The following is a 25,478-nucleotide window of genomic DNA, read 5'->3' on the forward strand; positions in this document are numbered from 1 at the left end:
TAGAATATTGAAACTCTTGACATTTATGTTATTGATGTTCTTTTTTAGGCAGAGCGTGGTTGACGGTGTGAGGTACCATCATATATACTGATCCTATATTTCATAGAGTAGAGTAACGGGGTACCTTGCGTTGCAGCCGGAGGGATTGTCTGTGAGTGTCGACCTCAAAGATATCATGTTATCTAAGTATGATTACCAAAGTGACGAAGACATTGTCGAAGCTTTCCGTGAAGGCGAAAGCGAAGCGTTAGAGTTTCTAATTAACAAATATCGTAACTTTGTACGCGCCAAGGCAAGATCTTATTTTCTGATTGGGGCAGACCGGGAAGATATTATTCAAGAAGGAATGATTGGCCTCTACAAATCCATTCGAGATTTCAAAGGGGACAAACTGGCTTCGTTCAAGGCTTTTGCCGAACTGTGTATTACAAGACAGATCATCACGGCGATTAAGACAGCAACACGTCAGAAGCATATTCCGCTTAATTCTTATGTATCTCTGGACAAGCCTATTTATGACGAAGAGTCTGATCGTACGTTACTCGATGTGATTTGTGGAACCCAGGTCAGTGATCCGGAAGAGCTTATCATCAATCAGGAAGAGTTTGTGGGCCTGGAAGATAAAATGTCCGAGATTCTGAGTGATCTGGAACGTAAAGTATTGATGTTGTATCTGGACGGGAGATCTTATCAAGAGATTGCAGTAGATTTGGACAGACATGTGAAGTCCATTGATAATGCACTTCAGCGCGTCAAGCGCAAACTTGAAAAGTACCTGGAAGTTCGAGATAATTAAACACATGTTGTCGTTGACGGAAAAGGCTCGGTGTTTGAGTCTTTTTTTAGTGTCTCAAGTTTATAAAATCTAAGAATGTTTATACTAGTAATCGCTCGGTCCAAGCAGGAGAAGAGAAAAACAGAGATGAGAAACGAATGTACGTTGTACGGAAGTAATACCCAATGAATGAAAGACTATTCTTTCATTGACATGGTTATACCCTTGTGATAAAGTGTTTTAGGTAGGCCTAAATTTATGGCTTTTTTTCAGGATCAATTTAGAGACTCTGCTTGAATGTGGAAGTCTTCGGGAGGTGTACATCATGCGGGTAATTATTACTTTGGCTTGTACTAACTGCAAACAAAGAAATTACACTACGACAAAAAACAAGCGTAATCACCCCGACCGCATGGAGATGAAGAAATTTTGCAAGTTTTGTAACGAGCAGACTTCTCATCGCGAAACCAGATAGTTTTTGGAGGTGTCGGCGTGAAACGAAGTTTCAAATCTCTGATTTCCTTTTTCTCAGAAAGCTGGGCTGAACTTAAAAAAGTTCGCTGGCCTAATCGTAAAGAGCTGACCAACTACACATTGATCGTACTTGGTACTGTTGTGGTTATGACGCTGTTTTTTTGGGTCATTGACATTGGCATCTCCTTTGTGATCGAAGCGATTATTTAAGAAGGGTTCCGGTGGCTTGATATGGAAAAAAGATGGTACGTCGTTCATACCTATTCAGGGTATGAGAACAAGGTCAAAGCCAATTTGGAAAAACGCGTAGAGTCTATGGGCATGGAAGACAAGATATTCCGCGTTCTTGTTCCTATGGAAGAAGAAGTGGTAAACAAGGACGGTAAGAAAAAAACCGTTATGCGTAAAGTTTACCCCGGTTATGTCTTGGTGGAAATGGTACAGACGGATGATTCTTGGTATGTTGTTCGCAACACACCAGGGGTTACAGGATTTGTCGGTTCGACAGGTTCTGGGTCCAAACCAACTGCATTGTTGCCTGAAGAAGTGGAACAAATTCTGAAGCACATGGGAATGGTTGAACCTAAGCCGAAAATTGAGTTCGATATTAAGGAATCCGTGCGTATTAAAGTCGGTCCTTTTGCGAATTTCGTAGGCTCCGTGGAAGAAATTTTGGTAGAGAAAAGCAAGTTGAAAGTGCACGTGAACATGTTTGGACGGGAAACACCGCTTGAGTTGGAATACACGCAAGTGGAGAAGATATAGTTTCTTCAAGTTTCTTGTGGGAGGGTTGAAAAACCCGTTAACCACTATTTTGCAAGGAGGTGTCAATCATGGCGAAAAAAGTTATTAAAATGGTAAAACTGCAGATTCCAGCAGGTAAAGCAAACCCAGCACCACCAGTAGGTCCAGCTTTGGGTCAAGCAGGTGTCAACATCATGGCATTCTGTAAAGAATTCAACGCTCGTACAGCTGATCAAGCGGGATTGATTATTCCAGTTGAAATTTCTGTATTCGAGGACCGTTCCTTTACTTTCATCACTAAAACTCCACCAGCAGCAGTTCTGTTGAAAGTGGCAGCTAAAGTTGAAAAAGGATCAGGCGAACCGAACAAGAAAAAAGTTGCTACTGTTAAACGTGATGCGGTACGTCAAATCGCAGAAACAAAAATGCCTGACCTGAATGCAGCAGACGTTGAGTCCGCTATGCGTATGGTCGAAGGTACTGCCCGCAGCATGGGTATCACCATCGAAGACTAATTTTCATAAGAAACATGGCTTCGTAAAACCGGTCGATTCGCGACCGGTTGATGTGGGAGGTATATCCGCTAACACCACAAAGGAGGAATAAAACATGGCTAAACACGGTAAAAAATACCTGGAAGCTGCTAAGCTGATTGACAGCGAAGCAACTTACGAGCCTTCAGAAGCTGTAGAGCTTGTGAAAAAGGCAGCTACTGCAAAATTCGATGAAACAATCGAAGCAGCAGTTCGTTTGGGTGTAGACCCTCGTAAGCAAGACCAGGCTGTACGTGGTGTTGTTGTCTTGCCACACGGTACAGGTAAAACACAACGCGTATTGGTATTTGCAAAAGGTGACAAAGCGAAAGAAGCGGAAGCGGCTGGCGCGGACTATGTTGGTGATGCAGACATGATCAACAAAATCCAACAAGGCTGGTTCGAATTCGACGTCTGCGTAGCGACACCAGATATGATGAGTGAAGTAGGTAAATTGGGCCGACTGCTCGGCGGTAAAGGTCTGATGCCTAACCCTAAAGCCGGAACGGTAACTTTCGATGTAACTAAGGCTGTTCAAGAAATTAAAGCCGGTAAAATCGAATATCGTCTGGATCGTGCAGGTCAAATTCATGCACCGATTGGTAAAGCTTCTTTCTCTTCTGAGCAACTTAATGAGAACTTCAAAGCTCTCATGGAAGCTCTGAATCGTGCTAAACCAGCGGCAGCAAAAGGTGTTTATCTGAAGAATGTTAGTCTTTCTTCCACGATGGGCCCTGGCGCACGCGTGAACGCAGCAGCTTTTAGATAATATCTCTTGACAGGCTTGTCCTGTTTTTGATAAGATATAAAAGTTGTGAGTCCGAGTGACTGACCGTTGACATTTGAATATGCTTGCCGTAGACAGTAGGTGCCATTTGGCTTAATTTCCTGCCGAGGTGTGATTATAGAACTTAGAACGATGCAAATCGATGATGAGTATATATCAAGCCTTCGTGATTCTACGGAGGCTTTTCTTAATGGGATAAATTTGATCAGGAGGTGTACAGATTGGCAAACGCAAAAGTGATTCAAGCAAAACAAGAATCCGTTGATGCAGTAACAGCAAAATTGCGCGAGAGCGTTACAACTGTTGTTGTTGACTATCGTGGATTGAACGTTGCCCAAGTAACTGAGTTGCGTAAGCAACTTCGTGAAGCAGGGATCGAATTCCAAGTGCTGAAAAACTCGTTGCTTCGCCGTGCAGCTGCAGCAGCAGAACTGACAGAACTTGAAAATGTTCTTACAGGTCCTACTGCAATTGCATTCAGCGTAGATGACGTTGTGGCTCCAGCTAAAATTCTGAACGACTTCGCGAAAAAGAACGATGCGCTGGAATTGAAAGGTGCAGTCGTAGAAGGTCGCGTAATCGGAGTAGAAGAAGTTAAGGCATTGGCAGAACTGCCATCCCGCGATGGACTCCTCTCGATGCTCCTCAGCGTGCTTCAAGCGCCAGTGCGCAACTTCGCGCTTGCGGTTAAAGCAGTTGCAGAAAAAGAAGAACAAGGCGCGTAAGCAACTTGATCTGAATGCTGCTTAGGCGGCAAATGAATTAAAAAAAATAATATTATATATGGAGGTTCACTCATGAGTAAAGAGCAAATCTTGGAAGCAATCAAAGGCATGACTGTACTGGAATTGAACGATCTTGTTAAAGCAATCGAAGAAGAATTCGGCGTAACTGCTGCAGCTCCAGTAGCTGCTGCAGGTGCAGCAGCTTCTGCTGAAGCTGAGCAATCCGAGTTCGACGTAATCTTGACTAGCGCTGGTGCTTCCAAAATCAACGTTATCAAAGCGGTTCGCGAAATCACAGGTCTTGGCCTGAAAGAAGCAAAAGAATTGGTTGACAACGCTCCAAAAGCATTGAAAGAAAAAGTTGCTAAAGAAGAAGCAGAAGCGGTTAAAGCTAAGCTTGAAGAAGCAGGCGCTTCAGTTGAAGTTAAATAATTTAGCTATTACAAGCTAAATGAACAAAACAACAAACCCCTTGACTTATATCAAGGGGTTTGTTGCTGTAATTGTAAATGGAAAGTGAGTGAGGGCATGTCCAATCATTATTATTCGGACAAACCGCAAGTGGCGCATGATCGCAGAGCAACTGAAGCGGTTCTTCGCGGATTCAGTCTGCGATTCGTGACGGATGCCGGTGTGTTTTCCAAAAACGGAATCGATTATGGCAGCAGAGTATTGATTGATGCGATAGAGTTGCCATCAGGGGCTCATGTTCTCGATGTGGGCTGTGGATACGGGCCAATGGGTCTTACAGCAGCCAAACTTGTACCGGATGGGCATGTCACCATGATCGATATCAACGAGAGAGCCGTTGAACTTTCCAGGGAAAATGCAAAAGCGAACGGAATTAACAATGTTACGGTATTGCAAAGTAATCTACTGTCTGAAGTAAAAAAGCAAGATTTTGACGTTATCCTAACCAACCCGCCTATACGGGCTGGGAAAGAGACGGTTCATACTATTTTCGAACAGGCACATCGCCATCTGAAGGTAGGCGGTTCGTTGTGGATTGTCATTCAGAAGAAACAAGGAGCACCGTCAGCGAAAGCGAAATTGGAATCTTTGTTTGGAAGAGTGGAAGAAGTGACGAAGGATAAAGGCTATCGGATTTTCAAAGCGGTGAAATCGGAATAGGTATCTACTAAAAGCTGAATCCGAGTTTGTAAAGTAAGCAGGGGATCATTTTTTTTGCAATAGGACTATTGACTTGAAATTCAGGTCGTGGTATAGTTGTAAAATGTCAGTATTAAGATGCCCTACTTGGCTTTAGCTAACTAAAAATGTCAACCTTTTTTTACGCCGAACGGGCTTATTATGCCTACGTTTGGCGTATAATATGTACATTTTGGGCAAACTGGGGATAAGAATGATTTGGAAAGACATCCGCCGATCAAAGTTGCTCTTTTTTCGAACGACATTTCGAGTAAGGGCTTTTCTTTATTTGTGGATGCATTGCTTTGCTCTGTATGTGTACCATTATAAGGTTACAAACAGAGGTTCGCAACGAAATTTTTAAAGTGAGTAGACATTGAGGGGTGAGTTTAAGTTGGCAGGACATCTTGTTCAATATGGTCGACGCACTCGGCGCAGTTATGCACGAATTAACGAGATACTCGAAGTTCCGAACCTGATTGAAATCCAACAAAAATCCTATGATTGGTTTTTGGAGGAAGGGTTGCGCGAAATGTTCCAGGATATCTCGCCGATCCAGGATTTTACAGGTAACTTGATTTTGGAATTTATCGATTACAGTCTCGGTGAACCGAAGTATACAGTAGACGACGCAAAAGAGCGTGACGTTACGTATGCAGCACCGCTTCGGGTCAAAGTCCGGCTCATTAATAAGGAAACCGGCGAAGTCAAAGAGCAGGAAGTATTCATGGGAGATTTCCCGCTGATGACCAACACTGGCACATTTATTATTAATGGTGCGGAACGGGTTATTGTCAGCCAGTTGGTTCGCTCTCCTAGCGTTTACTTCAGTACCAAAGTAGATAAAAACGCCAAAAAAACGTATACCGCTACAGTTATTCCTAACCGCGGCGCTTGGTTGGAACTGGAGATGGACGCGAAGGATGTTGTTTATGTCCGGATCGACCGTACACGTAAAATACCGGTTACGGTTCTCCTGCGTTCACTTGGTTTTGGCACAGATGCTGAGATTCTGGATCTGCTCGGTAATGACGAATATATCCGCAACACACTGGACAAAGACAACACGGATTCCACGGAGAAAGCACTCATTGAGATCTATGAGCGTCTTCGTCCGGGCGAGCCGCCAACGCTGGATAATGCGAAAAGCTTGCTCGTAGCACGTTTCTTTGATCCAAAACGTTATGACCTGGCTAATGTAGGTCGTTACAAAATGAACAAAAAGCTTCACATCAAAAACCGTTTGTTTAACCAGCGTTTGGCTGAATCACTTGTTGACGCTGAAACAGGCGAGATTATTGCTGAAGCAGGTCAAATGGTGGATCGTCGCTTGTTGGATGAAATCATGCCGTATCTGGAGAAGAGCGTTGGTTTCCGCACGTATCACGTGGGTAACGGTGTTCTGGATGCTAATGATGTTCCTATGCAAACGATCGATGTATTTTCACCAACAGAAGATGGTAAAGTAGTCAAACTGATTGCCAATGGAATCATTGACAAGTCCGTTAAAAACGTGACACCGGCGGATATCATTTCGTCCATCAGTTATTTCCTTAACCTTCTGCAGGGAATTGGTAGCACGGATGATATTGACCATCTGGGTAACCGTCGTTTGCGTTCGGTGGGTGAACTCCTGCAGAATCAGTTCCGTATCGGTTTGTCCCGTATGGAGCGTGTGGTTCGTGAGAGAATGTCCATTCAGGATGCTAACGTAATTACACCACAGGCATTGATCAACATACGTCCTGTTATTGCATCTATTAAAGAGTTCTTTGGTAGCTCTCAGTTGTCACAATTTATGGATCAAACGAACCCGCTGGGTGAGTTGACACATAAACGTCGTTTGTCCGCACTCGGACCCGGTGGTTTGACACGTGAGCGCGCAGGTATGGAAGTGCGTGACGTCCATCCATCCCACTATGGCCGTATGTGTCCAATCGAGACGCCAGAGGGACCAAACATCGGTTTGATCAACTCCTTGTCTACGTTCGCCCGTGTGAATGAATATGGCTTCATTGAAGCTCCATATCGTTGGGTTGATCCGAAGACAGGTATTGTAACCGAGCAAATTGATTACCTGACAGCGGACGAAGAGGACAACTATGTTATCGCGCAAGCGAATGCGAAACTGAATGAAGATAGTACATTTGAAGAAGAAGCGATCATTGTACGTTATAACAAACAGTCGGATAACATCCTTACGATGCCGAGTGAGCGCGTTGACTACATGGACGTATCTCCTAAGCAAGTTGTATCCGTCGCTACAGCGCTGATTCCGTTCCTTGAGAACGATGACTCCAACCGTGCGCTCATGGGATCAAACATGCAGCGGCAGGCCGTTCCACTTTTGATTCCTAAAGCACCACTTGTGGGAACAGGTATGGAACACAAAGCCGCGAAAGATTCCGGTGTATGTATTGTCTCCGATTATGACGGAATTATTGAACGATCTACTGCGAACGAGATTTGGGTCCGTCGTGTTGAAGAAGTGGACGGTCAGGAAGTTAAAGGCGATATCGTTAAATATAAATTACACAAATTTATGCGTTCGAACCAAGGAACATGCATTAACCAGCGTCCGATTGTTAAAAGAGGTGCCGCTGTCAAAGCTGGCGATATCCTCGCTGATGGTCCTTCAACGGAAATGGGTGAATTGGCTCTGGGACGTAACGTTGTTGTTGCCTTCATGACTTGGGAAGGTTACAACTACGAGGATGCGATCTTGCTCAGTGAAAAACTCGTTAAGGAAGATGTATACACATCCATCCATATCGAGGAGTATGAGTCAGAAGCACGTGATACCAAGCTTGGACCTGAAGAGATCACACGTGACATCCCTAACGTTGGGGAAGAAGCGTTGCGTAACTTGGATGAGCGCGGTATTATCCGCATCGGTGCTGAGATCAGTGCTGGTGACATTCTGGTTGGTAAAGTAACACCTAAGGGTGTAACAGAGCTGACAGCAGAAGAACGTCTCTTGCATGCGATCTTTGGTGAGAAAGCACGTGAAGTACGTGATACTTCCTTGCGTGTACCACATGGTACTGACGGTATCGTAGTAGACGTGAAAGTATTTACCCGCGAAAACGGTGATGAGTTGCCTCCAGGTGTTAACCAACTCGTTCGTGTATATATCGCTCAAAAACGGAAAATTTCCGAGGGTGATAAAATGGCTGGACGTCACGGTAACAAAGGGGTCGTGGCCCGCATCTTGCCGGAAGAAGATATGCCTTTCCTGCCAGACGGTACACCGGTTCAGATCGTTCTTAACCCACTGGGCGTACCTTCCCGGATGAATATCGGTCAAGTACTCGAGGTTCACTTGGGTATGGCGGCGATGCAACTGGGTATTCACGTAGCAACTCCTGTATTCGACGGAGCGAAGGAGTATGACGTCTTCGATACGATGGAAGAAGCAGGTATGCAACGTAATGGTAAAACTATCCTGTATGATGGTCGTACAGGTGAAGAGTTTGAACGTGAAGTTACCGTAGGTGTCATGCACATGATCAAACTGGCACACATGGTTGATGATAAAATCCATGCCCGTTCCACGGGTCCTTACTCACTTGTTACGCAACAGCCATTGGGTGGTAAAGCTCAATTTGGTGGACAGCGTTTCGGGGAGATGGAAGTATGGGCGCTTGAGGCATACGGTGCTGCTTATACACTGCAAGAAATCTTGACTGTTAAATCCGATGACGTTGTTGGTCGGGTTAAAACGTATGAATCCATTGTCAAAGGTGAGAATGTTCCGGAACCAGGTGTTCCTGAATCATTCAAAGTATTGATCAAAGAGCTGCAAAGCTTGGGTATGGACGTTAAGATTTTGAGTGAAGATGAGCAAGAGATTGAAATGAGAGAAATGGACGATGAAGATGACGCTGCGAGCGATAAGCTCAGCCTCAACCTTGAGGGTACAGAGGTCGGAGCGGAATAAACCGCTTCGAGCGCATGATGACCGGCGTTTTTCATCAGGCTCACGTCTTGCTCCGGCTTCGGCCGGAGTGGGCGTAACCTAGATTACAGGAATTGGTTAAGGAGGGTTGCTCCTTGTTGGACGTCAACAATTTCGAATACATGAAGATCGGGCTTGCTTCCCCAGAGAAAATTCGTTCTTGGTCCCGCGGAGAAGTGAAAAAACCGGAAACGATCAACTATCGTACGTTGAAACCGGAAAAAGAAGGGCTGTTCTGCGAAAAGATTTTTGGCCCTACAAAAGACTGGGAATGTCATTGCGGTAAATACAAACGCGTCCGTTATAAAGGCGTTGTCTGTGATCGTTGTGGCGTTGAAGTAACACGTGCGAAAGTACGCCGCGAACGGATGGGCCACATTGAGCTCGCTGCTCCGGTATCGCATATCTGGTACTTCAAAGGTATTCCGAGCCGTATGGGTCTTGCTCTGGATATGTCTCCAAGATCTCTTGAAGAGATTATTTATTTTGCATCATATGTTGTAACTGATCCAGGAGAAACTCCACTGGAGAAAAAACAGCTGTTGTCCGAGAAAGAATACCGCAGCTACCGTGAAAAATACGGTTATGGTTTCCATGCTGGCATGGGCGCAGAAGCGGTTAAAAAATTGCTTCAAGACCTTGACATAGACAAAGAGCTTGAGTTCCTGAAAGAAGAGCTCCGGACTGCGCAAGGACAACGTCGTAATCGTGCAATCAAACGTCTGGAAGTTATCGAAGCATTCCGCAACTCCGGCAACAAGCCAGAGTGGATGATCATGGATGTACTTCCTGTTATCCCGCCGGAACTTCGTCCAATGGTACAGTTGGATGGTGGACGTTTTGCAACGTCTGACCTGAATGACTTGTACCGTCGTGTAATCAACCGGAATAACCGTCTGAAACGTCTGCTTGATCTGGGCGCGCCAGATATTATCGTGCAAAATGAAAAACGGATGTTGCAGGAAGCTGTTGACGCATTGATCGATAATGGTCGTCGTGGACGCCCGGTAACGGGTCCTGGTAACCGTCCATTGAAATCTCTCAGCCACATGCTGAAAGGTAAACAAGGACGTTTCCGTCAAAACTTGCTCGGTAAACGGGTTGACTATTCTGGTCGTTCCGTTATCGTGGTTGGACCTTACCTGAAAATGTATCAGTGTGGTCTGCCAAAAGATATGGCACTTGAATTGTTCAAGCCTTTTGTTATGAAAGAGCTTGTAAATAAAGGGCTTGCCCACAACATCAAGAGCGCAAAACGTAAAGTTGAGCGTGTAAGTCCTGAAGTATGGGATGTTCTTGAAGAAGTAATCAAGGAGCATCCGGTTCTGTTGAACCGTGCCCCTACGCTTCACAGACTCGGTATTCAAGCATTTGAACCGATTCTCGTTGAAGGTAAAGCAATTCGTCTTCACCCGCTCGTATGTACGGCATACAATGCCGACTTTGACGGTGACCAAATGGCCGTGCACGTTCCCTTGTCCGCTGAAGCTCAAGCGGAAGCACGTATCCTGATGCTTGCATCGGGTAACATTTTGAACCCGAAAGACGGTAAACCGGTTGTTACTCCTTCCCAGGATATGGTGCTTGGTTCTTACTACCTCACTATGGATAACAAGGAAGAAAAGGGCACAGGTATGATCTTGCGTACAGTTAACGAAGCTGTATCGGCATACCAACGTGGTACTGCTGGTCTGCATGCGCGTGTAGCTATTCCGGTTAAGGCGCTTGGTAAAACAAGCTTCACGGAAGAACAACAAGAAGGAATGTTGCTGACAACTGTCGGTAAAATTATCTTCAATGAAATTTTCCCGGCAAGCTTCCCGTATATCAATGATGCGACTCGTGCTAACCTGTACCAAGGTACTGCAGATCACTCATTTGTATATGAAAAAGGTGCTGATCTCAGAGAAGCTATTATGAATGCCCCTCTGGCTGGCGGTGTCGGTAAAGAATACCTCGGCTCCATCATTGCACGTTGTTTTGAAATTTATCACACAACGGAAACAGCCGTTATTTTGGATAAAATTAAACAACTTGGTTTCACATACTCTACACGTGCCGGTATTACGGTTGCGGTATCTGATGTTATCGTTCCGCCTGAGAAGTTTGAAATTCTTAGACAATCTGAGGAAAAAGCACAAATCGTTACGAATCAGTACCGTCGTGGTCTGATTACGAATGAAGAGCGCTATGACCGTATCATTGATATTTGGTCAAAATCCAAAGATGACATCACTGAGATTCTGATGAAGTCCATGGATCGTTACAACTCGATCATGATGATGGTAGACTCCAAAGCACGGGGTAACAAATCGCAAATCACCCAATTGGGCGGTATGCGTGGTCTGATGGCCAACCCATCCGGTCGAATTATCGAACTCCCAATCAAATCGAACTTCCGTGAAGGTCTGACGGTACTCGAGTACTTTATCTCCACTCACGGAGCGCGTAAAGGTTTGGCGGATACAGCCCTGCGTACAGCCGATTCAGGTTACCTGACTCGTCGTCTCGTAGACGTAGCCCAAGACGTAATCGTGCGTGATGATGATTGTGGTACAGATAAAGGCTTTACGGTAAGTCGTATCCAGGATGGTAAAGAGGTTATCGAAGACCTCTACGACCGTATTGAAGGCAGATACTGCTTCGAGACTCTTCGTCATCCGGAAACGAAAGAAATCATTGTAGGTCGCAATGAATTGATTGACTCCGATAAAGCAGAAGCGATTATCAAAGCAGGTATTACTAAATTGCAAATCCGCTCCGTCCTCAGCTGCCGTGCAAGTCATGGTGTCTGCAAGAAGTGTTATGGTCGCAACCTCGCGACTGGTAAACACGTGGAGATTGGTGAAGCAGTTGGTATTATCGCAGCACAGTCCATTGGTGAGCCAGGAACACAGCTTACAATGCGTACGTTCCATACTGGTGGTGTAGCCGGAGACGATATTACGCAAGGTTTGCCACGTATCCAGGAGTTGTTCGAAGCTCGTAATCCTAAGGGTCAAGCAACGATCAGTGAAATCGATGGTGTGGTTAAAGAGATTCGCGAAGCGAAAGATCGTCGTGAAATCGAAATTCAAGGTGAAGCGGAATCCAAAGTATACGCCGTTACCTACGGTTCCCGTGTGCGCGTAAGCGAAGGCGCGGAAGTTGAAGCGGGTGACGAGTTGACAGACGGTTCCATTGATCCAAAAGAGATGTTACGGATTAAAGGCATACGTGGTGTACAAAACTACATTCTGCAGGAAGTACAACGCGTATATCGTAACCAAGGCGTAGAAATTAACGATAAGCACGTTGAAGTTATGATCCGTCAAATGCTGCGTAAAATCCGTATCGTAGATGCAGGAGATACAACGCTGTTGCCAGGATCGTTCGTGGATATGCATGAGTACGAAAGAGCTAACAAAATTGCGATTCTTAGTGATAAAGAGCCGGCGGTTGCTAAACCAATCCTGCTCGGTATTACGAAAGCATCCCTGGAAACAGACTCCTTCCTCTCGGCGGCTTCGTTCCAAGAAACTACACGTGTATTGACAGATGCAGCGATCAAAGGTAAAGTCGATCAGTTGCTCGGTCTGAAGGAAAATGTAATCATCGGTAAATTGATTCCTGCCGGTACAGGTATGCACCGTTACCGCAGCATCAAATTTGCTGAGCCAGAAGATGGCCAATCTTCAGTAGAAGAACTTGAGCCAGTTTCGGTTGATTAAATATATTTCTCCTCATTAGAGGAGAGTGAAAGTTTTGTGCGTCAGGAGACGGACGTTTGTATGATACAGGCGGACGAATCCTGATGTACGTAAACTTTTAAAAAATGTTTTAGGATTAGCATTGACAATGCTTGCGCTAGATGCTAATATATCAAAGGTGCGTGGGCAGCTGATTGTACATGGTTCTATTCGGAGGAATACACAATGTCTAATGAAAAAGCCTTGCAAGATGCTCATGTCAAAATAGGTACCAAACAGACCATGCGGATGGTGCAGACAGGTATGGCTTCTGAAGTCTATGTCGCAGAAGATAGTGATCCGCAGCTTACTTCCAAAATCATTGCTTTGTGTGAACAACACAATGTGAAATGCACGAGAGTGGATACAATGAAAAATCTCGGCAAGGCTTGCGGGATTGGAGTAGGAGCAGCTATGGCTGCTGTCGTAAAATCATAGGGTAAGGAACGTTTTTGTCCGAGAACTTTTAAGGATTCTCCAAGGCAAAAACTTTTCATTTGTCTTTTTATGAACCGCCTGGGTCTGTGGACTTAGTGCAAAGAGGTTTATAAAGAAACATGAATATTTGAGGAAGGGGGTGGCAATCACATGCCAACTATTAACCAACTGGTTCGTAAAGGACGTCAAGCAAAAGTTGAGAAGTCAAAATCTCCAGCTTTGCAAAAAGGATTCAACGCTTTGAAACGTGAATCTACTAACATCAGTGCCCCACAAAAACGTGGTGTCTGCACTCGTGTAGGTACAATGACTCCACGTAAACCAAACTCTGCACTTCGTAAGTATGCCCGTGTTCGTTTGACGAACCGTCTCGAGGTTACTGCTTATATCCCGGGAATCGGACATAACCTTCAAGAGCACAGTGTGGTATTGATCCGCGGAGGTAAAGTTAAAGACCTTGCAGGAGTTCGTTATCACATCGTTCGTGGAGCTCTCGATACTGCTGGTGTAAACAACCGTATGCAAGCTCGTTCGAAATACGGCGCTAAACGTCCAAAAGCTAAAAAAGCCTAAACTATTATAGGCAGATAGCCTGAAAGCCTTCTGGTCTAAGTCTGGAAGGTACAGGATCTGCTGAACAAGAAAGAAAGGGGGATATCCATGCCACGCAAAGGTCCAGTTACGAAAAGAGACGTTCTGCCTGATCCGTTATATAACAGCAAGTTGGTTACTCGTTTAATCAACCGCATCATGATCGGCGGAAAACGCGGTGTTGCTCAAAGCATTCTGTATAATGCGTTCAAGTTGATTCAAGAACGTACGGGTAATGACCCTATGGAAGTATTTGAAGCAGCAATCAAGAACATCATGCCAGTCCTGGAAGTTAAAGCTCGCCGTGTCGGCGGTGCCAACTACCAAGTACCAATCGAGGTGAAACCAGAGAGACGTACTGCTCTGGGATTACGTTGGCTCGTGAACTACTCCCGCAACCGCGGTGAGAAAACAATGGAAGAGCGTTTGGCGGCTGAGATCATCGACGCTTCCAACAACACAGGCGCTTCCGTTAAAAAACGTGAAGATACGCACAAAATGGCTGAAGCGAACAAAGCGTTTGCTCACTACCGTTGGTAGGATTCAGTTCACAATAAAAAAACTTCAATTTTGAAGGGAGACCCATTTCATGGCTAGAGAGTTCTCCTTAAAAAATACACGTAATATCGGGATCATGGCTCATATTGATGCGGGTAAAACCACGACAACTGAGCGGATCCTGTTTTACACAGGACGTACGCACAAAATCGGTGAAGTACACGAAGGCGCTGCGACAATGGACTGGATGGAACAGGAACAGGAGCGCGGAATTACGATTACTTCCGCTGCAACTACCGCTGCTTGGAAAGGCCACCGCGTTAATATTATTGATACCCCGGGACACGTTGACTTCACTGTTGAAGTTGAACGTTCCCTTCGTGTATTGGACGGAGCAGTTGGTGTATTCAGTGCGAAAGAAGGCGTTGAGCCTCAGTCCGAAACCGTATGGAGACAGGCTGACAAGTACGGCGTACCTCGTATCGCATATGTAAACAAAATGGATATCATCGGTGCTGACTTCCTGAACGTTGTATCTGACATGCGTGATCGCCTTCAAGCGAACGCTGTTGCGATTCAACTTCCAATCGGCGCTGAAAATGATTTCAAAGGTATCATCGATATCGTTGCACAAAGAGCTCATATGTACAAAGATGACCTTGGTCAAGATATCGAAGAAACCGACATTCCTGCAGAGTTTGCAGATCAAGTTGAAGAACTTCGCAACGAGTTGATTGAGCGCGTTGCTGAACTGGATGAAGATTTGACAATGAAATACCTGGAAGGCGAAGAGATCACAATTGATGAGATCAAAACCGTACTCCGTAAAGGTGTTGTAGATGTTAAGATCTTCCCAGTTATCTGTGGATCCTCATATCGTAACAAAGGTGTTCAACTGATGTTGGATGCTGTTATCGACTACTTGCCAGCTCCAACAGATGTTGCATCGATCACGGGACATCTTGAAGATGGAACTGAAGCAATTCGTAAGTCATCCGATGAAGAGCCATTCTCCGCATTGGCATTCAAAATTATGACTGACCCTTACGTTGGTAAATTGACATTCTTCCGCGTATACTCTGGTGTTCTTCAATCCGGATCATATGTATTGAATGCCACTAAAAACAAACGTGAGCGTATCGGTCGTATCCTTCAAATGCATGCGAACAGCCGTCAAGAAATCACTGTAGTTTACTCCGGTGATATTGCAGCTGCCGTAGGTTTGAAAGATACAGGTACAGGTGATACACTATGTGATGAGAAAAATCCGGTTATCCTGGAGTCAATGAACTTCCCTGATCCGGTTATCGAAATCGCTGTTGAACCTAAAACCAAAGCTGACCAGGATAAACTGGGTGTTGCTCTCGGTAAGTTGACTGAAGAGGATCCAACTCTTCGTGCTCATACTGACGAAGAAACAGGCCAAACGATCTTGGCAGGTATGGGTGAGCTTCACCTTGATATCATCATCGACCGTATGCGTCGTGAGTTCAAGGTTGAAACTACTGTGGGTAAACCACAAGTAGCTTACCGTGAAACATTCCGTGCTCCAGCGCGCGTTGAAGGTAAATTCGTACGTCAATCCGGTGGTCGTGGTCAATACGGTCACGTATGGGTTGAATTCGAACCTCTCGAGCCGGGTACAGGCAGCCAGTTCGAAAGTAAGGTTGTCGGTGGTTCCGTACCAAGAGAATACATTCAACCTGCACTGTCAGGGATTGAAGAGCAAATGAAAAACGGCGTTATTGCAGGCTTCCCGCTTGTTGATGTTAAGGCTACAATCGTAGACGGATCTTACCATGATGTCGATTCCAATGAGATGGCATTTAAAATTGCCGGATCTATGGCGCTTAAAGCGGCTAAAGACAAGTGTAAACCAGTTCTGCTTGAGCCTATCATGAAAGTAGAAGTAACTGTTCCAGAAGAGTACATGGGTGACGTAATGGGTATGTTGAACTCCCGTCGTGGCCGCATCGAAGGTATGGATTCCCGTAGTGGAGCTCAAATCATCCGTGCTAAGGTACCTCTGTCTGAAATGTTTGGTTACTCTACAACTCTTCGTTCCGGTACTCAAGGACGCGGCGTATTCTCCATGGAACTCTCTCACTATGAAGAAGTTCCTAAGAGCATCGCTGAAGAAATCGTTGCCAAAACAAAAGGCACCGAGTAGTTTTCTCACACTGGATGCAAGTGCATAAGAATTTAATTCGGAGCACTTCATTCAGTGAAAACATAAAATTATAATTTTAAGGAGGCCACGTTCAAATGGCAAAGGCTAAATACGAACGTAATAAACCCCACGTTAACATCGGTACTATTGGTCACGTCGATCACGGTAAAACAACTCTGACTGCTGCAATCACAACTGTATTGTCCAAAACTTACGGTGGTGCTGCAATTGCATTCGACCAAATCGACAAAGCTCCAGAAGAGCGCGAACGCGGTATCACAATCTCCACATCACACGTTGAGTACGAAACTGACACTCGTCACTACGCTCACGTTGACTGCCCAGGTCACGCCGACTATGTTAAAAACATGATCACTGGTGCGGCTCAAATGGATGGAGCTATCTTGGTAGTATCCGCAGCAGACGGCCCAATGCCACAAACTCGTGAGCACATCTTGCTCTCCCGTCAAGTAGGCGTACCTTACATTGTTGTATTCTTGAACAAATGTGACATGGTTGAAGACGAAGAGTTGTTGGAATTGGTTGAGATGGAAGTTCGCGACCTTCTTAACGAATATGAGTTCCCAGGTGACGATACTCCAATCACTCGTGGATCCGCTCGTGAAGCTCTGGCAAACCCAGATGGCGAATGGGCTCAAAAAATCGTTGAGATGTTCAAAGAGATCGACACTTACATCCCACTGCCTGAGCGTCAAACTGACAAGCCTTTCTTGATGCCTGTCGAGGACGTATTCTCCATCACTGGTCGTGGTACTGTTGCTACTGGCCGTGTAGAGCGTGGTACTGTTAAAGTCGGCGAAGAGATCGAAATCGTTGGTATCACTGAAGAAACTAAAAAATCCGTTGTAACAGGCGTTGAGATGTTCCGTAAATTGTTGGATTCCGCTCAAGCGGGTGACAACATCGGTGCATTGTTGCGTGGTGTTGACCGTACTCAAATCGAGCGTGGTCAAGTACTTGCAAAACCAGGTTCTGTTAAGCCACACACAGAATTCACAGCTCAAATCTACGTTCTGACTAAAGAAGAGGGCGGACGTCACAAACCATTCTTCACTGGTTACCGTCCACAGTTCTACTTCCGTACAACTGACGTAACAGGCATCATCAACTTGCCTGAAGGTACTGAAATGGTAATGCCTGGTGATAACATCACTGTTACTGTTTCCCTGATCTCCCCAATCGCGATTGAAGAAGGAACTAAATTCTCCATTCGTGAAGGCGGACGTACAGTAGGTGCCGGTTCCGTAGCATCTATCCAAAAATAATTCGGCTTAACGCTGAATAAAGCATATGTAACAGTGTACTGGAACGAGTAACATTGTATTGTAACGAAGCTTCGGAAGAGTTCTTTATCCGACATCGGATAGAGAACTCTTTTATTATGTTTAAAGTTCGGAACCTGCGTCATACGAAATGAACATCATTTACGTGTTTAGAAGGATTGGCAAGGCAGCCTGGATATTGAAGATTAACACTGCAATAAACGAAGTCATTTCATCAGAAAAGATAAGTTTAAATGTTTTTCTTAAATATGCTTGCAATACGCCTATCTTTTCTATATAATAATGAATGTTGTTCTGTGACGTTGCGATGATGTGAGAGGTTACTGGCACACCCGGCCCCTTTGCCATGGGAGAGTGGCTAGAAAATTTTCACGGAGTATGTCCGATAAAAAATTGGGCGATAGAAGGAGGGACTAAAATGGCAAAGCAAAAAATTCGTATTCGTTTGAAAGCTTACGACCACAGAATTCTTGATCAATCCGCGGAGAAAATTGTTGAAACAGCAAAACGTTCGGGTGCTGGTGTATCCGGTCCGATTCCGCTTCCTACTGAAAAACAAATCATTACTATTCTTCGTGCGGTGCACAAGTACAAGGATTCTCGGGAACAATTCGAACAACGTACACATAAACGTTTGATCGACATCGTTAACCCGACTCCACAAACTGTGGATGCCTTGATGCGCTTGGATCTGCCGTCCGGTGTAGATATCGAAATTAAATTGTAATATAAGCTACAACAAAGACCATGTATAAAGGAAAAGAGGTGTCAACATGAAAGCAATCTTAGGAAAAAAACTCGGAATGACTCAAGTATTTACTCCTGAAGGTAACGTCGTTCCAGTAACGGTTATCGAAGCAGGCCCTTGTGTTGTTTTGCAAAAGAAAGACATTGAGAACGATGGCTACGAAGCAATTCAAATCGGTTACTCCGATAAGAAAGAGAAAAATGCTAACAAGCCAGAAGCAGGTCACGCTAAAAAAGCGAACACTGCCCCTAAGCGCTACGTTCGTGAAGTTCGCGGTATCAACATCGCAGAATATGAAGTTGGCCAAGAACTGAAAGCTGACATTTTCGCTGAAGGCGAATTCGTTGACGTAACGGGTATTTCTAAAGGTAAAGGTTTTGCCGGCGTTATCAAACGTTGGGGACAAAGCACTGGACCTATGTCACACGGTTCGCGTTACCACCGTGGCCCTGGTTCAATGGGTTCGATCCAAGCTAACCGCGTTCCTAAAGGCAAACGCCTGCCAGGACACATGGGACATGATACTATTACAATCCAACGTCTTGAAGTAGTTAAAGTAGACGCTGAGCGTAACGTGTTGCTCGTGAAAGGTTCCATTCCTGGACCGAAAAACAGTCTCATTAGAGTTAAAGAAACGGTGAAAAAATAACCACTGAAGAAAGGAGGAACACAAAATGCCAAAAGTATCAGTTTACAATGTAGATGGTAGCCAAGTAGGCGAAGTTGAATTGAACGATGCGGTTTTCGGAATTGAGCCGAACCAACACGTTCTGTACGATGCAGTTCTTATGCAACGCGCTTCCCTTCGTCAAGGTACCCACAAAGTAAAAGGACGTTCTGAAGTTCGTGGCGGTGGACGTAAGCCTTGGAAACAAAAAGGTACAGGTCGCGCTCGTCAAGGTTCAATTCGTTCACCACAATGGAAAGGCGGCGGTATCGTATTTGGTCCAACACCACGGAGCTATGCGTATAAACTGCCTAAGAAAGTTCGCCGCTTGGCGATCAAATCAGCCCTTTCATCCAAAGTGCTTGACAATGACATTATCGTTTTGGACGCTCTCACGTTGAGCACGCCTAAAACTAAAGAATTTGCAGCCATCTTGAGTAACCTCAAAGTGGGACGTAAAGCTTTGATTGTAGCTCCTAGCTATGATGATAATGTAGCTCTTTCCGCACGGAATATTCCAGGCGTGAAATTCGTAGCTGCTGACGGTATTAATGTTCTTGACGTGCTCTCGCACGACAAATTGATCATTACGAAAGAAGCAGTTCAGAAGGTAGAGGAGGTGCTCGCGTAATGAAGGATCCTCGTGATATTGTAAAACGTCCGATTATTACGGAACGTACTGCTGACATGATGAACGACTTGAAATATGTATTTGAAGTCGATATCCGTGCAAACAAAACCGAGATCAAAAAGGCAGTAGAAGCTATTTTCAATGTAAAAGTGAAAAACGTGAACACGCTTCGTGTTCCAGCTAAGCCGAAACGGTACGGACGTTATTCCGGATATACTAGCGAATGGAAAAAAGCGTTTGTAACGTTGACAAAAGACAGCAAAACGCTTGAGTTCTTTGAAACTGTATAATTGAATTTTTGAAGTAAGGAGGGAAACCCAGTGCCAATCAAAAAGTATAAACCAACATCCCCGGCAAGACGGAACATGTCCGTTTCTACATTTGAGGAAATCACCACAAATCAGCCGGAGAAATCGTTGTTGGCCCCGTTGAGCAAACAAGCAGGCCGCAACAACCAAGGTAAAATTACAGTTCGTCACCATGGTGGTGGACACAAACGTAAATACCGTATCATTGACTTCAAACGTACTAAAGATGGAATACCGGGCCGCGTTGCTACGATTGAGTATGACCCGAACCGTACATCCAACATCGCTCTGATTCACTATGCTGATGGTGAAAAGCGTTATATCATCGCTCCTAAAGGTTTGAAAGTTGGAGATCAAGTGTTCTCCGGACCTGAATCAGACATCAAAATCGGTAACGCACTGCCACTCGAAAACATTCCAGTAGGTACCGTTATCCACAACATCGAGTTGAAACCAGGTAAAGGCGGACAATTGGTTCGTGCTGCTGGTACAGAAGCTCAATTGCTTGGTAAAGAAGAAAAATACGTTTCCGTTCGTCTCTCTTCCGGAGAAGTTCGTCGTATTTTGAAAGTTTGCCGCGCGACAATCGGATCTGTAGGTAACCAAGACCACGAGCTCATCAAAATCGGTAAAGCCGGTCGTAGCCGTTGGTTGGGTAAACGTCCTGAGGTTCGTGGTGTAGTAATGAACCCTAACGATCACCCACACGGTGGTGGTGAAGGTCGTGCTCCAATCGGACGTAAATCGCCAATGTCACCATGGGGTAAACCTACACTTGGTTACAAAACGCGTAAGAAAAATAAAGCTTCTGATAAATACATCATTCGCCGCCGCACGAAGTAATACACACTGTGCATAACTTCGTGAGGCATCTGCGGATGCATAATAGCTATGTTTGAAGGGAGGATCTCCACATGGGTCGCAGTTTGAAAAAAGGGCCATTCATTGATGGCTACATGCTTAAAAAGGTAGAAGAGATGGAAGCTTCAGGTAAGAAGAATGTGATCAAAACCTGGTCCCGTCGTTCTACAATTTTCCCGCAATTCATCGGACACACATTTGGCGTTTACGATGGTCGTAAACACGTGCCAGTGTATGTAACTGAGGACATGGTCGGACACAAACTGGGTGAGTTCGCTCCAACCCGTACGTACAAAGGCCATACTGCTGATGATAAGAAAACAAGAAGATAAATGAATATCTTTAATGTTTGAAAGGAGGTTACACAATGGAAGCAAAAGCACATGCTAAGTTTATCCGGATTGCTCCTCGTAAAGCTCAACTCGTTGTTGACTTGATTCGTGGCAAGCAAGTAGGTGAGGCGGTTGCCATTCTCCGTCACACTCCGAAATCTGCTTCTCCAATCGTTGAGAAGTTGCTTAACTCCGCTATTGCGAATGCGGAACATAACTATTCTTTGGATGTTAACAAATTGGTTATCTCGCAAGCTTACGTGAACCAAGGACCGACAATGAAGCGTTTCCGCCCTCGTGCAATGGGACGTGCAAGTCGTATTAACAAACGTACTAGCCACATTACTTTGGTGGTATCTGAGAAGTAGAAGGAGGGGAAATGTGTGGGCCAAAAGGTAAATCCAGTCGGACTCCGTGTCGGAATTATCCGTGACTGGGAATCTAAGTGGTATGCAGGCAAAGACTTCGGTGATCTTTTGATGGAAGACGTGAGAATTCGTGAATTCCTGAAAAATAAATTGAAAGACTCCGCTTTATCTCGTGTAGAAATTGAGAGAGCGGCTAACCGCGTAAACGTAACGATTCACACTGCTAAACCAGGTATGGTTATTGGTAAGGGTGGTTCGGAAGTTGAAAATCTTCGTAACCAAATTACGAAAATTGCTGGCGGTAAAAAAGTACACATCAACATTTCTGAAATTAAGAACCAAGACTTGGACGCTGTTCTTGTAGCTGAAAGCATTGCACAACAATTGGAACGTCGTGTTTCTTTCCGTCGTGCTCTGAAACAAGCAATTCAAAGAACTATGCGCTCCGGTGCTAAAGGTATCAAAACTCAAGTAGGCGGACGTCTTGGCGGTGCTGAGATCGCACGTTCTGAAGGCTACAGCGAAGGAACTGTTCCACTGCACACACTGCGTGCTGACATTGACTACGGTACAGCAGAGGCTCATACTACTTACGGACTTATCGGCGTAAAAGTATGGATCTATCGTGGAGAGGTTCTTCCTACGGCTAAGAAACAAGCTGCTAAGGAAGGAGGCAACTAATCATGTTGGTACCAAAACGCGTAAAACACCGTAAGCAACAACGTGGACATATGAAAGGCCAAGCTAAAGGCGGAACGACTCTGAACTTTGGCGAATACGGTCTGCAAGCTACGGAACCGGCTTGGATTACGAACCGTCAAATCGAAGCGGCTCGTATTGCGATGACTCGTTACATCAAACGTGGTGGTAAAGTTTGGATCAAAATTTTCCCAGACAAACCAATCACTCAAAAGCCTCTCGAGGTTCGGATGGGTAGCGGTAAAGGTAACGTAGAAAAATGGGTTGCAGTAGTGAAACCAGGTAAGATCATGTTTGAACTTGCTGGTGTACCGGAGGAAATTGCACGCGAAGCAATGCGTCTTGCCGCTCACAAACTGCCAATCAAAACGAAGTTCGTGAAACGTGAAGAATTGGGTGGTGAAGCAAATGAAAGCTAGTGAATTTCGCAACCTAACCTCTGCTGAAATCGAGCAAAAGATTGCCGGATTTAAAGAAGAACTCTTTAACCTCCGCTTTCAATTAGCTACCGGTCAGCTGGATAACCCGACTCGCATCCGTGATGTGCGGAAAGAAATAGCTCGTGCTAAAACCATTATCCGTGAGAGAGAATTGGGAATCGGTTAATTAGGGATAGGATGGACAATCCGTCCGTAATCAGGAAGGAGGCCAACAATGAGCGAAGAACGTAACGCACGTAAAGTGCAAACTGGTAAAGTGGTCAGCGATAAAATGGACAAAACGATTGTTGTTGCTGTAGAAACTTACAAAAAACACAACTTGTACCATAAACGCATTAAGGTTACTAAAAAATTCAAAGCGCATGACGAAGAAAACACTGCGAAAATCGGTGACACGGTGAAAATCATGGAGACTCGTCCGCTTTCGAAAGATAAACGCTGGAGACTTACTGAAATCGTAGAAAAAGCGGTTATCATCTAATGCATCAGCAGCATTGCTGAAAGGAGGAATACTAAATGATTCAACCATTTACACGTTTGACTGTGGCCGACAACTCCGGTGCGAAGGAACTGATGTGTATCCGCGTACTCGGCGGTACGGGACGTCGTACAGCTCAAATCGGTGATCTGATCGTTTGTTCTGTTAAACAAGCAACACCAGGCGGCGTTGTCAAAAAAGGTGATGTAGTTAGAGCGGTTGTCGTTCGTACGAAACGTTCTGTACGTCGTAAAGACGGTTCCTACATCGGTTTTGATGAAAATGCAGCGGTTGTTGTAAAAGACGACAGAAGCCCACGTGGAACACGTATTTTCGGACCAGTTGCTCGCGAACTTCGCGATAAAGACTTCATGAAAATCGTTTCCTTGGCTCCAGAAGTTATCTAAAGCTTAATCTCGTGATGTTAGAAACAGGAGGTGTACGAAATGCCAAGAGTGAAAAAAGTTCTGGAATCCCATAACAACAAACTTCACGTTAAAAAGGAAGATACGGTTATGGTGATCAGCGGTAAAGACAAAGGTAAAAAAGGCCGTGTCATCGCTGCTTATCCTCGTGAGAACCGCGTCCTTGTGGAAGGTGTTAACATGGTGAAAAAACACCAGAAGCCTAACCAGCAAAATCCGCAAGGCGGCATTATCGAGAAGGAAGCTCCGATTCACGTTTCCAACGTAATGCACATCGATCCGAAGAGCGGAAAAGTAACCCGTGTAGGTTACAAAGTTTTGGATAACGGTAAGAAAGTGCGCGTTGCTAAACGTTCCGGAGAAATTATCGACTAATTGAACCGAATGAGAAAGGAGGGCTATGATTCATGGCATCAAGAATGAAAGAACGTTACCTGCAAGAAATCGCTCCTGCTTTGATGCAGAAGTTTAACTATACAACGGTAATGCAAGTGCCGAAAATCGAGAAAATCGTTATCAACATGGGTGTGGGCGACGCTGTCCAAAACTCTAAAGTGTTGGATTCTGCAGTAAACGATTTGCAACTGATCGCGGGTCAAAAACCTGTAATCACTCGTGCTAAAAAATCTATCGCAGGTTTCAAACTGCGTGAGAATATGCCTATCGGTGCGAAAGTTACATTACGCGGTGAGCGTATGTACTTCTTCCTAGATAAGCTGCTCAACGTAACGCTTCCTCGTGTCCGCGACTTCCGCGGTGTATCGAGTAATGCTTTCGATGGACGTGGTAACTATACACTGGGTCTGAAAGAGCAATTGATCTTCCCGGAGATCGAATACGATAAAGTTGATAAAGTCCGCGGTATGGATATTGTCATTGTAACAACGGCGAAAACAGACGAAGAGTCCCGTGAATTGCTTACGCAAATGGGAATGCCTTTCGTTAAGTAATGTTGGCATAACGTTTCCGGGTGTCTGGAAAGACTCCCTTTTCTCCGAAATTATTTAGGAGGTGTCAGGCTAAGTGGCAAAAACTTCGATGAAAGTTAAACAACAACGTACACCTAAGTTTAAAGTACGTGCATATACACGCTGTGAGCGTTGCGGACGTCCACATTCGGTCCTGCAAAAGTTCAAAATTTGCAGAATTTGTTTCCGTGAATTAGCTTATAAAGGCCAGATCCCTGGCGTGAAAAAAGCAAGCTGGTAAAAAGTCCTGAACGGGAAGGAGGTTAACTCACAATGACTATGTCTGATCCAATTGCAGATATGCTTACTCGTATTCGTAACGCGAACACTGTTCGTCACGAAACGGTAGAAATGCCTGCTTCAACAATGAAAAAACAAATCGCCGATATCCTGAAGCGTGAAGGTTTCATCCGTGACGCTGAAGTTATCGATGATAACAAACAAGGGATTATCCGTGTTTTCCTGAAATACGGTCAAAATAACGAGCGCGTTATCACTGGTCTGAAAAGAATCAGTAAACCTGGTCTTCGTGTTTACACGAAAAGCAACGAAGTACCTCGTGTACTTGGTGGCCTGGGAATCGCGATCATCTCGACATCTAAAGGTATCATGACGGACAAAGAAGCTCGTCAATCGAAATCCGGCGGAGAAGTCGTTTGCTACGTTTGGTAATATAACG

Annotated in this window: 32 protein-coding genes and 1 other annotated feature; all 32 genes read left to right on the forward strand. The window is 44.9% G+C overall.

The genetic code is table 11. The annotated features are described in order from the left end of the window. Nucleotides 1-151: 151 nt before the first annotated feature. The 32 genes from sigH (at nt 152) to rpsH (ending at nt 25,471) form a co-directional block, all read left to right on the forward strand. Entirely contained in the window at nt 152-796 is a 645-nt protein-coding gene (gene sigH, locus AC1DE7_RS29055; RefSeq protein ID WP_017692059.1) for an RNA polymerase sporulation sigma factor SigH, read from the forward strand. A gap of 304 nt (nt 797-1,100) precedes the next feature. Further along, on the forward strand, nt 1,101-1,250 hold the full coding sequence (rpmG, locus tag AC1DE7_RS29060) for a 50S ribosomal protein L33 (protein WP_072735843.1): 150 nt from the start codon (nt 1,101-1,103) through the stop codon (nt 1,248-1,250). A gap of 17 nt (nt 1,251-1,267) precedes the next feature. Continuing rightward, nucleotides 1,268-1,459 carry a preprotein translocase subunit SecE gene (gene secE, locus AC1DE7_RS29065; protein ID WP_017692060.1) on the forward strand — a complete coding sequence of 64 codons (192 nt, stop codon included), beginning with the start codon at nt 1,268-1,270 and terminating at the stop codon, nt 1,457-1,459. 21 nt (nt 1,460-1,480) lie between these two features. Next, on the forward strand, nt 1,481-2,014 hold the full coding sequence (nusG, locus tag AC1DE7_RS29070) for a transcription termination/antitermination protein NusG (protein ID WP_036607165.1): 534 nt from the start codon (nt 1,481-1,483) through the stop codon (nt 2,012-2,014). A 68-nt stretch (nt 2,015-2,082) separates the two neighbouring features. After that, nucleotides 2,083-2,508, forward strand: coding sequence for a 50S ribosomal protein L11 (rplK, locus tag AC1DE7_RS29075; RefSeq protein WP_017692062.1), 426 nt, complete (start codon nt 2,083-2,085; stop codon nt 2,506-2,508). A gap of 94 nt (nt 2,509-2,602) precedes the next feature. Next, on the forward strand, nt 2,603-3,295 hold the full coding sequence (gene rplA, locus AC1DE7_RS29080; RefSeq protein WP_017692063.1) for a 50S ribosomal protein L1: 693 nt from the start codon (nt 2,603-2,605) through the stop codon (nt 3,293-3,295). 68 nt (nt 3,296-3,363) lie between these two features. Beyond that, nucleotides 3,364-3,510, forward strand: a sequence feature (ribosomal protein L10 leader region). A gap of 24 nt (nt 3,511-3,534) precedes the next feature. Next, nucleotides 3,535-4,038, forward strand: coding sequence for a 50S ribosomal protein L10 (rplJ, locus tag AC1DE7_RS29085; protein ID WP_047841127.1), 504 nt, complete (start codon nt 3,535-3,537; stop codon nt 4,036-4,038). A gap of 72 nt (nt 4,039-4,110) precedes the next feature. Then, nucleotides 4,111-4,470, forward strand: a complete 360-nt coding sequence (rplL, locus tag AC1DE7_RS29090) for a 50S ribosomal protein L7/L12 (protein ID WP_339191212.1) — start codon at nt 4,111-4,113, stop codon at nt 4,468-4,470. Between the two features lie 96 nt (nt 4,471-4,566). Continuing rightward, a complete protein-coding gene (locus tag AC1DE7_RS29095) occupies nt 4,567-5,169 on the forward strand; it encodes a class I SAM-dependent methyltransferase (protein ID WP_076320292.1) in 603 nt (200 codons plus the stop codon). Nucleotides 5,170-5,581: 412 nt separating this feature from the next. Then, nucleotides 5,582-9,127: a DNA-directed RNA polymerase subunit beta gene (gene rpoB / locus AC1DE7_RS29100; protein WP_315371001.1), complete on the forward strand. Its 3,546-nt coding sequence runs from the start codon at nt 5,582-5,584 to the stop codon at nt 9,125-9,127. Between the two features lie 113 nt (nt 9,128-9,240). Continuing rightward, nucleotides 9,241-12,855: a DNA-directed RNA polymerase subunit beta' gene (gene rpoC / locus AC1DE7_RS29105; RefSeq protein ID WP_036607173.1), complete on the forward strand. Its 3,615-nt coding sequence runs from the start codon at nt 9,241-9,243 to the stop codon at nt 12,853-12,855. Between the two features lie 204 nt (nt 12,856-13,059). Then, on the forward strand, nt 13,060-13,311 hold the full coding sequence (locus AC1DE7_RS29110; RefSeq protein ID WP_477535706.1) for a ribosomal L7Ae/L30e/S12e/Gadd45 family protein: 252 nt from the start codon (nt 13,060-13,062) through the stop codon (nt 13,309-13,311). A 150-nt stretch (nt 13,312-13,461) separates the two neighbouring features. After that, the gene (rpsL, locus tag AC1DE7_RS29115; protein WP_017692070.1) at nt 13,462-13,884 is read left to right on the forward strand and encodes a 30S ribosomal protein S12; all 423 of its coding nucleotides are present in this window, start codon (nt 13,462-13,464) and stop codon (nt 13,882-13,884) included. An 87-nt stretch (nt 13,885-13,971) separates the two neighbouring features. Beyond that, on the forward strand, nt 13,972-14,442 hold the full coding sequence (rpsG, locus tag AC1DE7_RS29120; protein WP_017692071.1) for a 30S ribosomal protein S7: 471 nt from the start codon (nt 13,972-13,974) through the stop codon (nt 14,440-14,442). A gap of 49 nt (nt 14,443-14,491) precedes the next feature. After that, the gene (gene fusA / locus AC1DE7_RS29125; protein ID WP_036607177.1) at nt 14,492-16,570 is read left to right on the forward strand and encodes an elongation factor G; all 2,079 of its coding nucleotides are present in this window, start codon (nt 14,492-14,494) and stop codon (nt 16,568-16,570) included. A gap of 95 nt (nt 16,571-16,665) precedes the next feature. Further along, nucleotides 16,666-17,856 carry an elongation factor Tu gene (gene tuf, locus AC1DE7_RS29130; RefSeq protein WP_017692073.1) on the forward strand — a complete coding sequence of 397 codons (1,191 nt, stop codon included), beginning with the start codon at nt 16,666-16,668 and terminating at the stop codon, nt 17,854-17,856. Between the two features lie 436 nt (nt 17,857-18,292). Continuing rightward, nucleotides 18,293-18,601 (forward strand): 30S ribosomal protein S10, encoded by a 309-nt coding sequence (rpsJ, locus tag AC1DE7_RS29135; protein WP_017692074.1) that lies wholly within the window; start codon nt 18,293-18,295, stop codon nt 18,599-18,601. A gap of 46 nt (nt 18,602-18,647) precedes the next feature. Next, the gene (gene rplC / locus AC1DE7_RS29140) at nt 18,648-19,271 is read left to right on the forward strand and encodes a 50S ribosomal protein L3 (protein ID WP_017692075.1); all 624 of its coding nucleotides are present in this window, start codon (nt 18,648-18,650) and stop codon (nt 19,269-19,271) included. A 25-nt stretch (nt 19,272-19,296) separates the two neighbouring features. Beyond that, on the forward strand, nt 19,297-19,920 hold the full coding sequence (rplD, locus tag AC1DE7_RS29145; RefSeq protein WP_017692076.1) for a 50S ribosomal protein L4: 624 nt from the start codon (nt 19,297-19,299) through the stop codon (nt 19,918-19,920). Continuing rightward, nucleotides 19,920-20,210: a 50S ribosomal protein L23 gene (rplW, locus tag AC1DE7_RS29150; protein ID WP_017692077.1), complete on the forward strand. Its 291-nt coding sequence runs from the start codon at nt 19,920-19,922 to the stop codon at nt 20,208-20,210. The genes rplD and rplW overlap by 1 nt, the downstream gene beginning before the upstream one ends. Before the next feature lie 30 nt (nt 20,211-20,240). Next, a complete protein-coding gene (gene rplB, locus AC1DE7_RS29155; RefSeq protein WP_017692078.1) occupies nt 20,241-21,071 on the forward strand; it encodes a 50S ribosomal protein L2 in 831 nt (276 codons plus the stop codon). Between the two features lie 71 nt (nt 21,072-21,142). Next, nucleotides 21,143-21,421 carry a 30S ribosomal protein S19 gene (rpsS, locus tag AC1DE7_RS29160; RefSeq protein ID WP_017692079.1) on the forward strand — a complete coding sequence of 93 codons (279 nt, stop codon included), beginning with the start codon at nt 21,143-21,145 and terminating at the stop codon, nt 21,419-21,421. A 35-nt stretch (nt 21,422-21,456) separates the two neighbouring features. Then, complete coding sequence (gene rplV, locus AC1DE7_RS29165; protein WP_036607180.1) at nt 21,457-21,789, forward strand: 50S ribosomal protein L22; 333 nt, start codon at nt 21,457-21,459, stop codon at nt 21,787-21,789. Between the two features lie 15 nt (nt 21,790-21,804). After that, on the forward strand, nt 21,805-22,470 hold the full coding sequence (gene rpsC, locus AC1DE7_RS29170; RefSeq protein ID WP_036607182.1) for a 30S ribosomal protein S3: 666 nt from the start codon (nt 21,805-21,807) through the stop codon (nt 22,468-22,470). A gap of 2 nt (nt 22,471-22,472) precedes the next feature. Continuing rightward, the gene (gene rplP, locus AC1DE7_RS29175; RefSeq protein ID WP_017692082.1) at nt 22,473-22,907 is read left to right on the forward strand and encodes a 50S ribosomal protein L16; all 435 of its coding nucleotides are present in this window, start codon (nt 22,473-22,475) and stop codon (nt 22,905-22,907) included. After that, entirely contained in the window at nt 22,897-23,094 is a 198-nt protein-coding gene (rpmC, locus tag AC1DE7_RS29180; RefSeq protein ID WP_017692083.1) for a 50S ribosomal protein L29, read from the forward strand. Before rplP ends, rpmC begins: the two co-directional genes overlap by 11 nt. Nucleotides 23,095-23,142: 48 nt before the next feature. Beyond that, the gene (gene rpsQ / locus AC1DE7_RS29185; protein WP_017692084.1) at nt 23,143-23,409 is read left to right on the forward strand and encodes a 30S ribosomal protein S17; all 267 of its coding nucleotides are present in this window, start codon (nt 23,143-23,145) and stop codon (nt 23,407-23,409) included. Between the two features lie 35 nt (nt 23,410-23,444). After that, nucleotides 23,445-23,813, forward strand: coding sequence for a 50S ribosomal protein L14 (gene rplN, locus AC1DE7_RS29190; protein ID WP_017692085.1), 369 nt, complete (start codon nt 23,445-23,447; stop codon nt 23,811-23,813). A gap of 39 nt (nt 23,814-23,852) precedes the next feature. Next, entirely contained in the window at nt 23,853-24,206 is a 354-nt protein-coding gene (rplX, locus tag AC1DE7_RS29195) for a 50S ribosomal protein L24 (RefSeq protein WP_017692086.1), read from the forward strand. Between the two features lie 32 nt (nt 24,207-24,238). Then, complete coding sequence (gene rplE / locus AC1DE7_RS29200) at nt 24,239-24,781, forward strand: 50S ribosomal protein L5 (RefSeq protein ID WP_017692087.1); 543 nt, start codon at nt 24,239-24,241, stop codon at nt 24,779-24,781. Between the two features lie 73 nt (nt 24,782-24,854). Next, entirely contained in the window at nt 24,855-25,040 is a 186-nt protein-coding gene (locus AC1DE7_RS29205; RefSeq protein ID WP_013312154.1) for a type Z 30S ribosomal protein S14, read from the forward strand. Nucleotides 25,041-25,072: 32 nt separating this feature from the next. Then, the gene (gene rpsH / locus AC1DE7_RS29210) at nt 25,073-25,471 is read left to right on the forward strand and encodes a 30S ribosomal protein S8 (protein ID WP_017692088.1); all 399 of its coding nucleotides are present in this window, start codon (nt 25,073-25,075) and stop codon (nt 25,469-25,471) included. Nucleotides 25,472-25,478 lie beyond the last annotated feature (7 nt).

Source organism: Paenibacillus sp. 10L310 (assembly GCF_056395745.1).

Bases quoted from the DNA above. Each gene is read 5' to 3' on its own strand.
- rpmG (WP_072735843.1), top strand. From the start codon at position 1,101: ATGCGGGTAATTATTACTTTGGCTTGTACTAACTGCAAACAAAGAAAT.
- nusG (WP_036607165.1), top strand. From the start codon at position 1,481: ATGGAAAAAAGATGGTACGTCGTTCATACCTATTCAGGGTATGAGAAC.
- rplK (WP_017692062.1), top strand. From the start codon at position 2,083: ATGGCGAAAAAAGTTATTAAAATGGTAAAACTGCAGATTCCAGCAGGT.
- rplA (WP_017692063.1), top strand. From the start codon at position 2,603: ATGGCTAAACACGGTAAAAAATACCTGGAAGCTGCTAAGCTGATTGAC.
- rplL (WP_339191212.1), top strand. From the start codon at position 4,111: ATGAGTAAAGAGCAAATCTTGGAAGCAATCAAAGGCATGACTGTACTG.
- AC1DE7_RS29095 (WP_076320292.1), top strand. From the start codon at position 4,567: ATGTCCAATCATTATTATTCGGACAAACCGCAAGTGGCGCATGATCGC.
- AC1DE7_RS29110 (WP_477535706.1), top strand. From the start codon at position 13,060: ATGTCTAATGAAAAAGCCTTGCAAGATGCTCATGTCAAAATAGGTACC.
- rpsL (WP_017692070.1), top strand. From the start codon at position 13,462: ATGCCAACTATTAACCAACTGGTTCGTAAAGGACGTCAAGCAAAAGTT.
- rpsG (WP_017692071.1), top strand. From the start codon at position 13,972: ATGCCACGCAAAGGTCCAGTTACGAAAAGAGACGTTCTGCCTGATCCG.
- fusA (WP_036607177.1), top strand. From the start codon at position 14,492: ATGGCTAGAGAGTTCTCCTTAAAAAATACACGTAATATCGGGATCATG.
- tuf (WP_017692073.1), top strand. From the start codon at position 16,666: ATGGCAAAGGCTAAATACGAACGTAATAAACCCCACGTTAACATCGGT.
- rpsJ (WP_017692074.1), top strand. From the start codon at position 18,293: ATGGCAAAGCAAAAAATTCGTATTCGTTTGAAAGCTTACGACCACAGA.
- rplC (WP_017692075.1), top strand. From the start codon at position 18,648: ATGAAAGCAATCTTAGGAAAAAAACTCGGAATGACTCAAGTATTTACT.
- rplD (WP_017692076.1), top strand. From the start codon at position 19,297: ATGCCAAAAGTATCAGTTTACAATGTAGATGGTAGCCAAGTAGGCGAA.
- rplW (WP_017692077.1), top strand. From the start codon at position 19,920: ATGAAGGATCCTCGTGATATTGTAAAACGTCCGATTATTACGGAACGT.
- rpsS (WP_017692079.1), top strand. From the start codon at position 21,143: ATGGGTCGCAGTTTGAAAAAAGGGCCATTCATTGATGGCTACATGCTT.
- rplV (WP_036607180.1), top strand. From the start codon at position 21,457: ATGGAAGCAAAAGCACATGCTAAGTTTATCCGGATTGCTCCTCGTAAA.
- rplP (WP_017692082.1), top strand. From the start codon at position 22,473: ATGTTGGTACCAAAACGCGTAAAACACCGTAAGCAACAACGTGGACAT.
- rpmC (WP_017692083.1), top strand. From the start codon at position 22,897: ATGAAAGCTAGTGAATTTCGCAACCTAACCTCTGCTGAAATCGAGCAA.
- rpsQ (WP_017692084.1), top strand. From the start codon at position 23,143: ATGAGCGAAGAACGTAACGCACGTAAAGTGCAAACTGGTAAAGTGGTC.
- rplN (WP_017692085.1), top strand. From the start codon at position 23,445: ATGATTCAACCATTTACACGTTTGACTGTGGCCGACAACTCCGGTGCG.
- rplX (WP_017692086.1), top strand. From the start codon at position 23,853: ATGCCAAGAGTGAAAAAAGTTCTGGAATCCCATAACAACAAACTTCAC.
- rplE (WP_017692087.1), top strand. From the start codon at position 24,239: ATGGCATCAAGAATGAAAGAACGTTACCTGCAAGAAATCGCTCCTGCT.
- rpsH (WP_017692088.1), top strand. From the start codon at position 25,073: ATGACTATGTCTGATCCAATTGCAGATATGCTTACTCGTATTCGTAAC.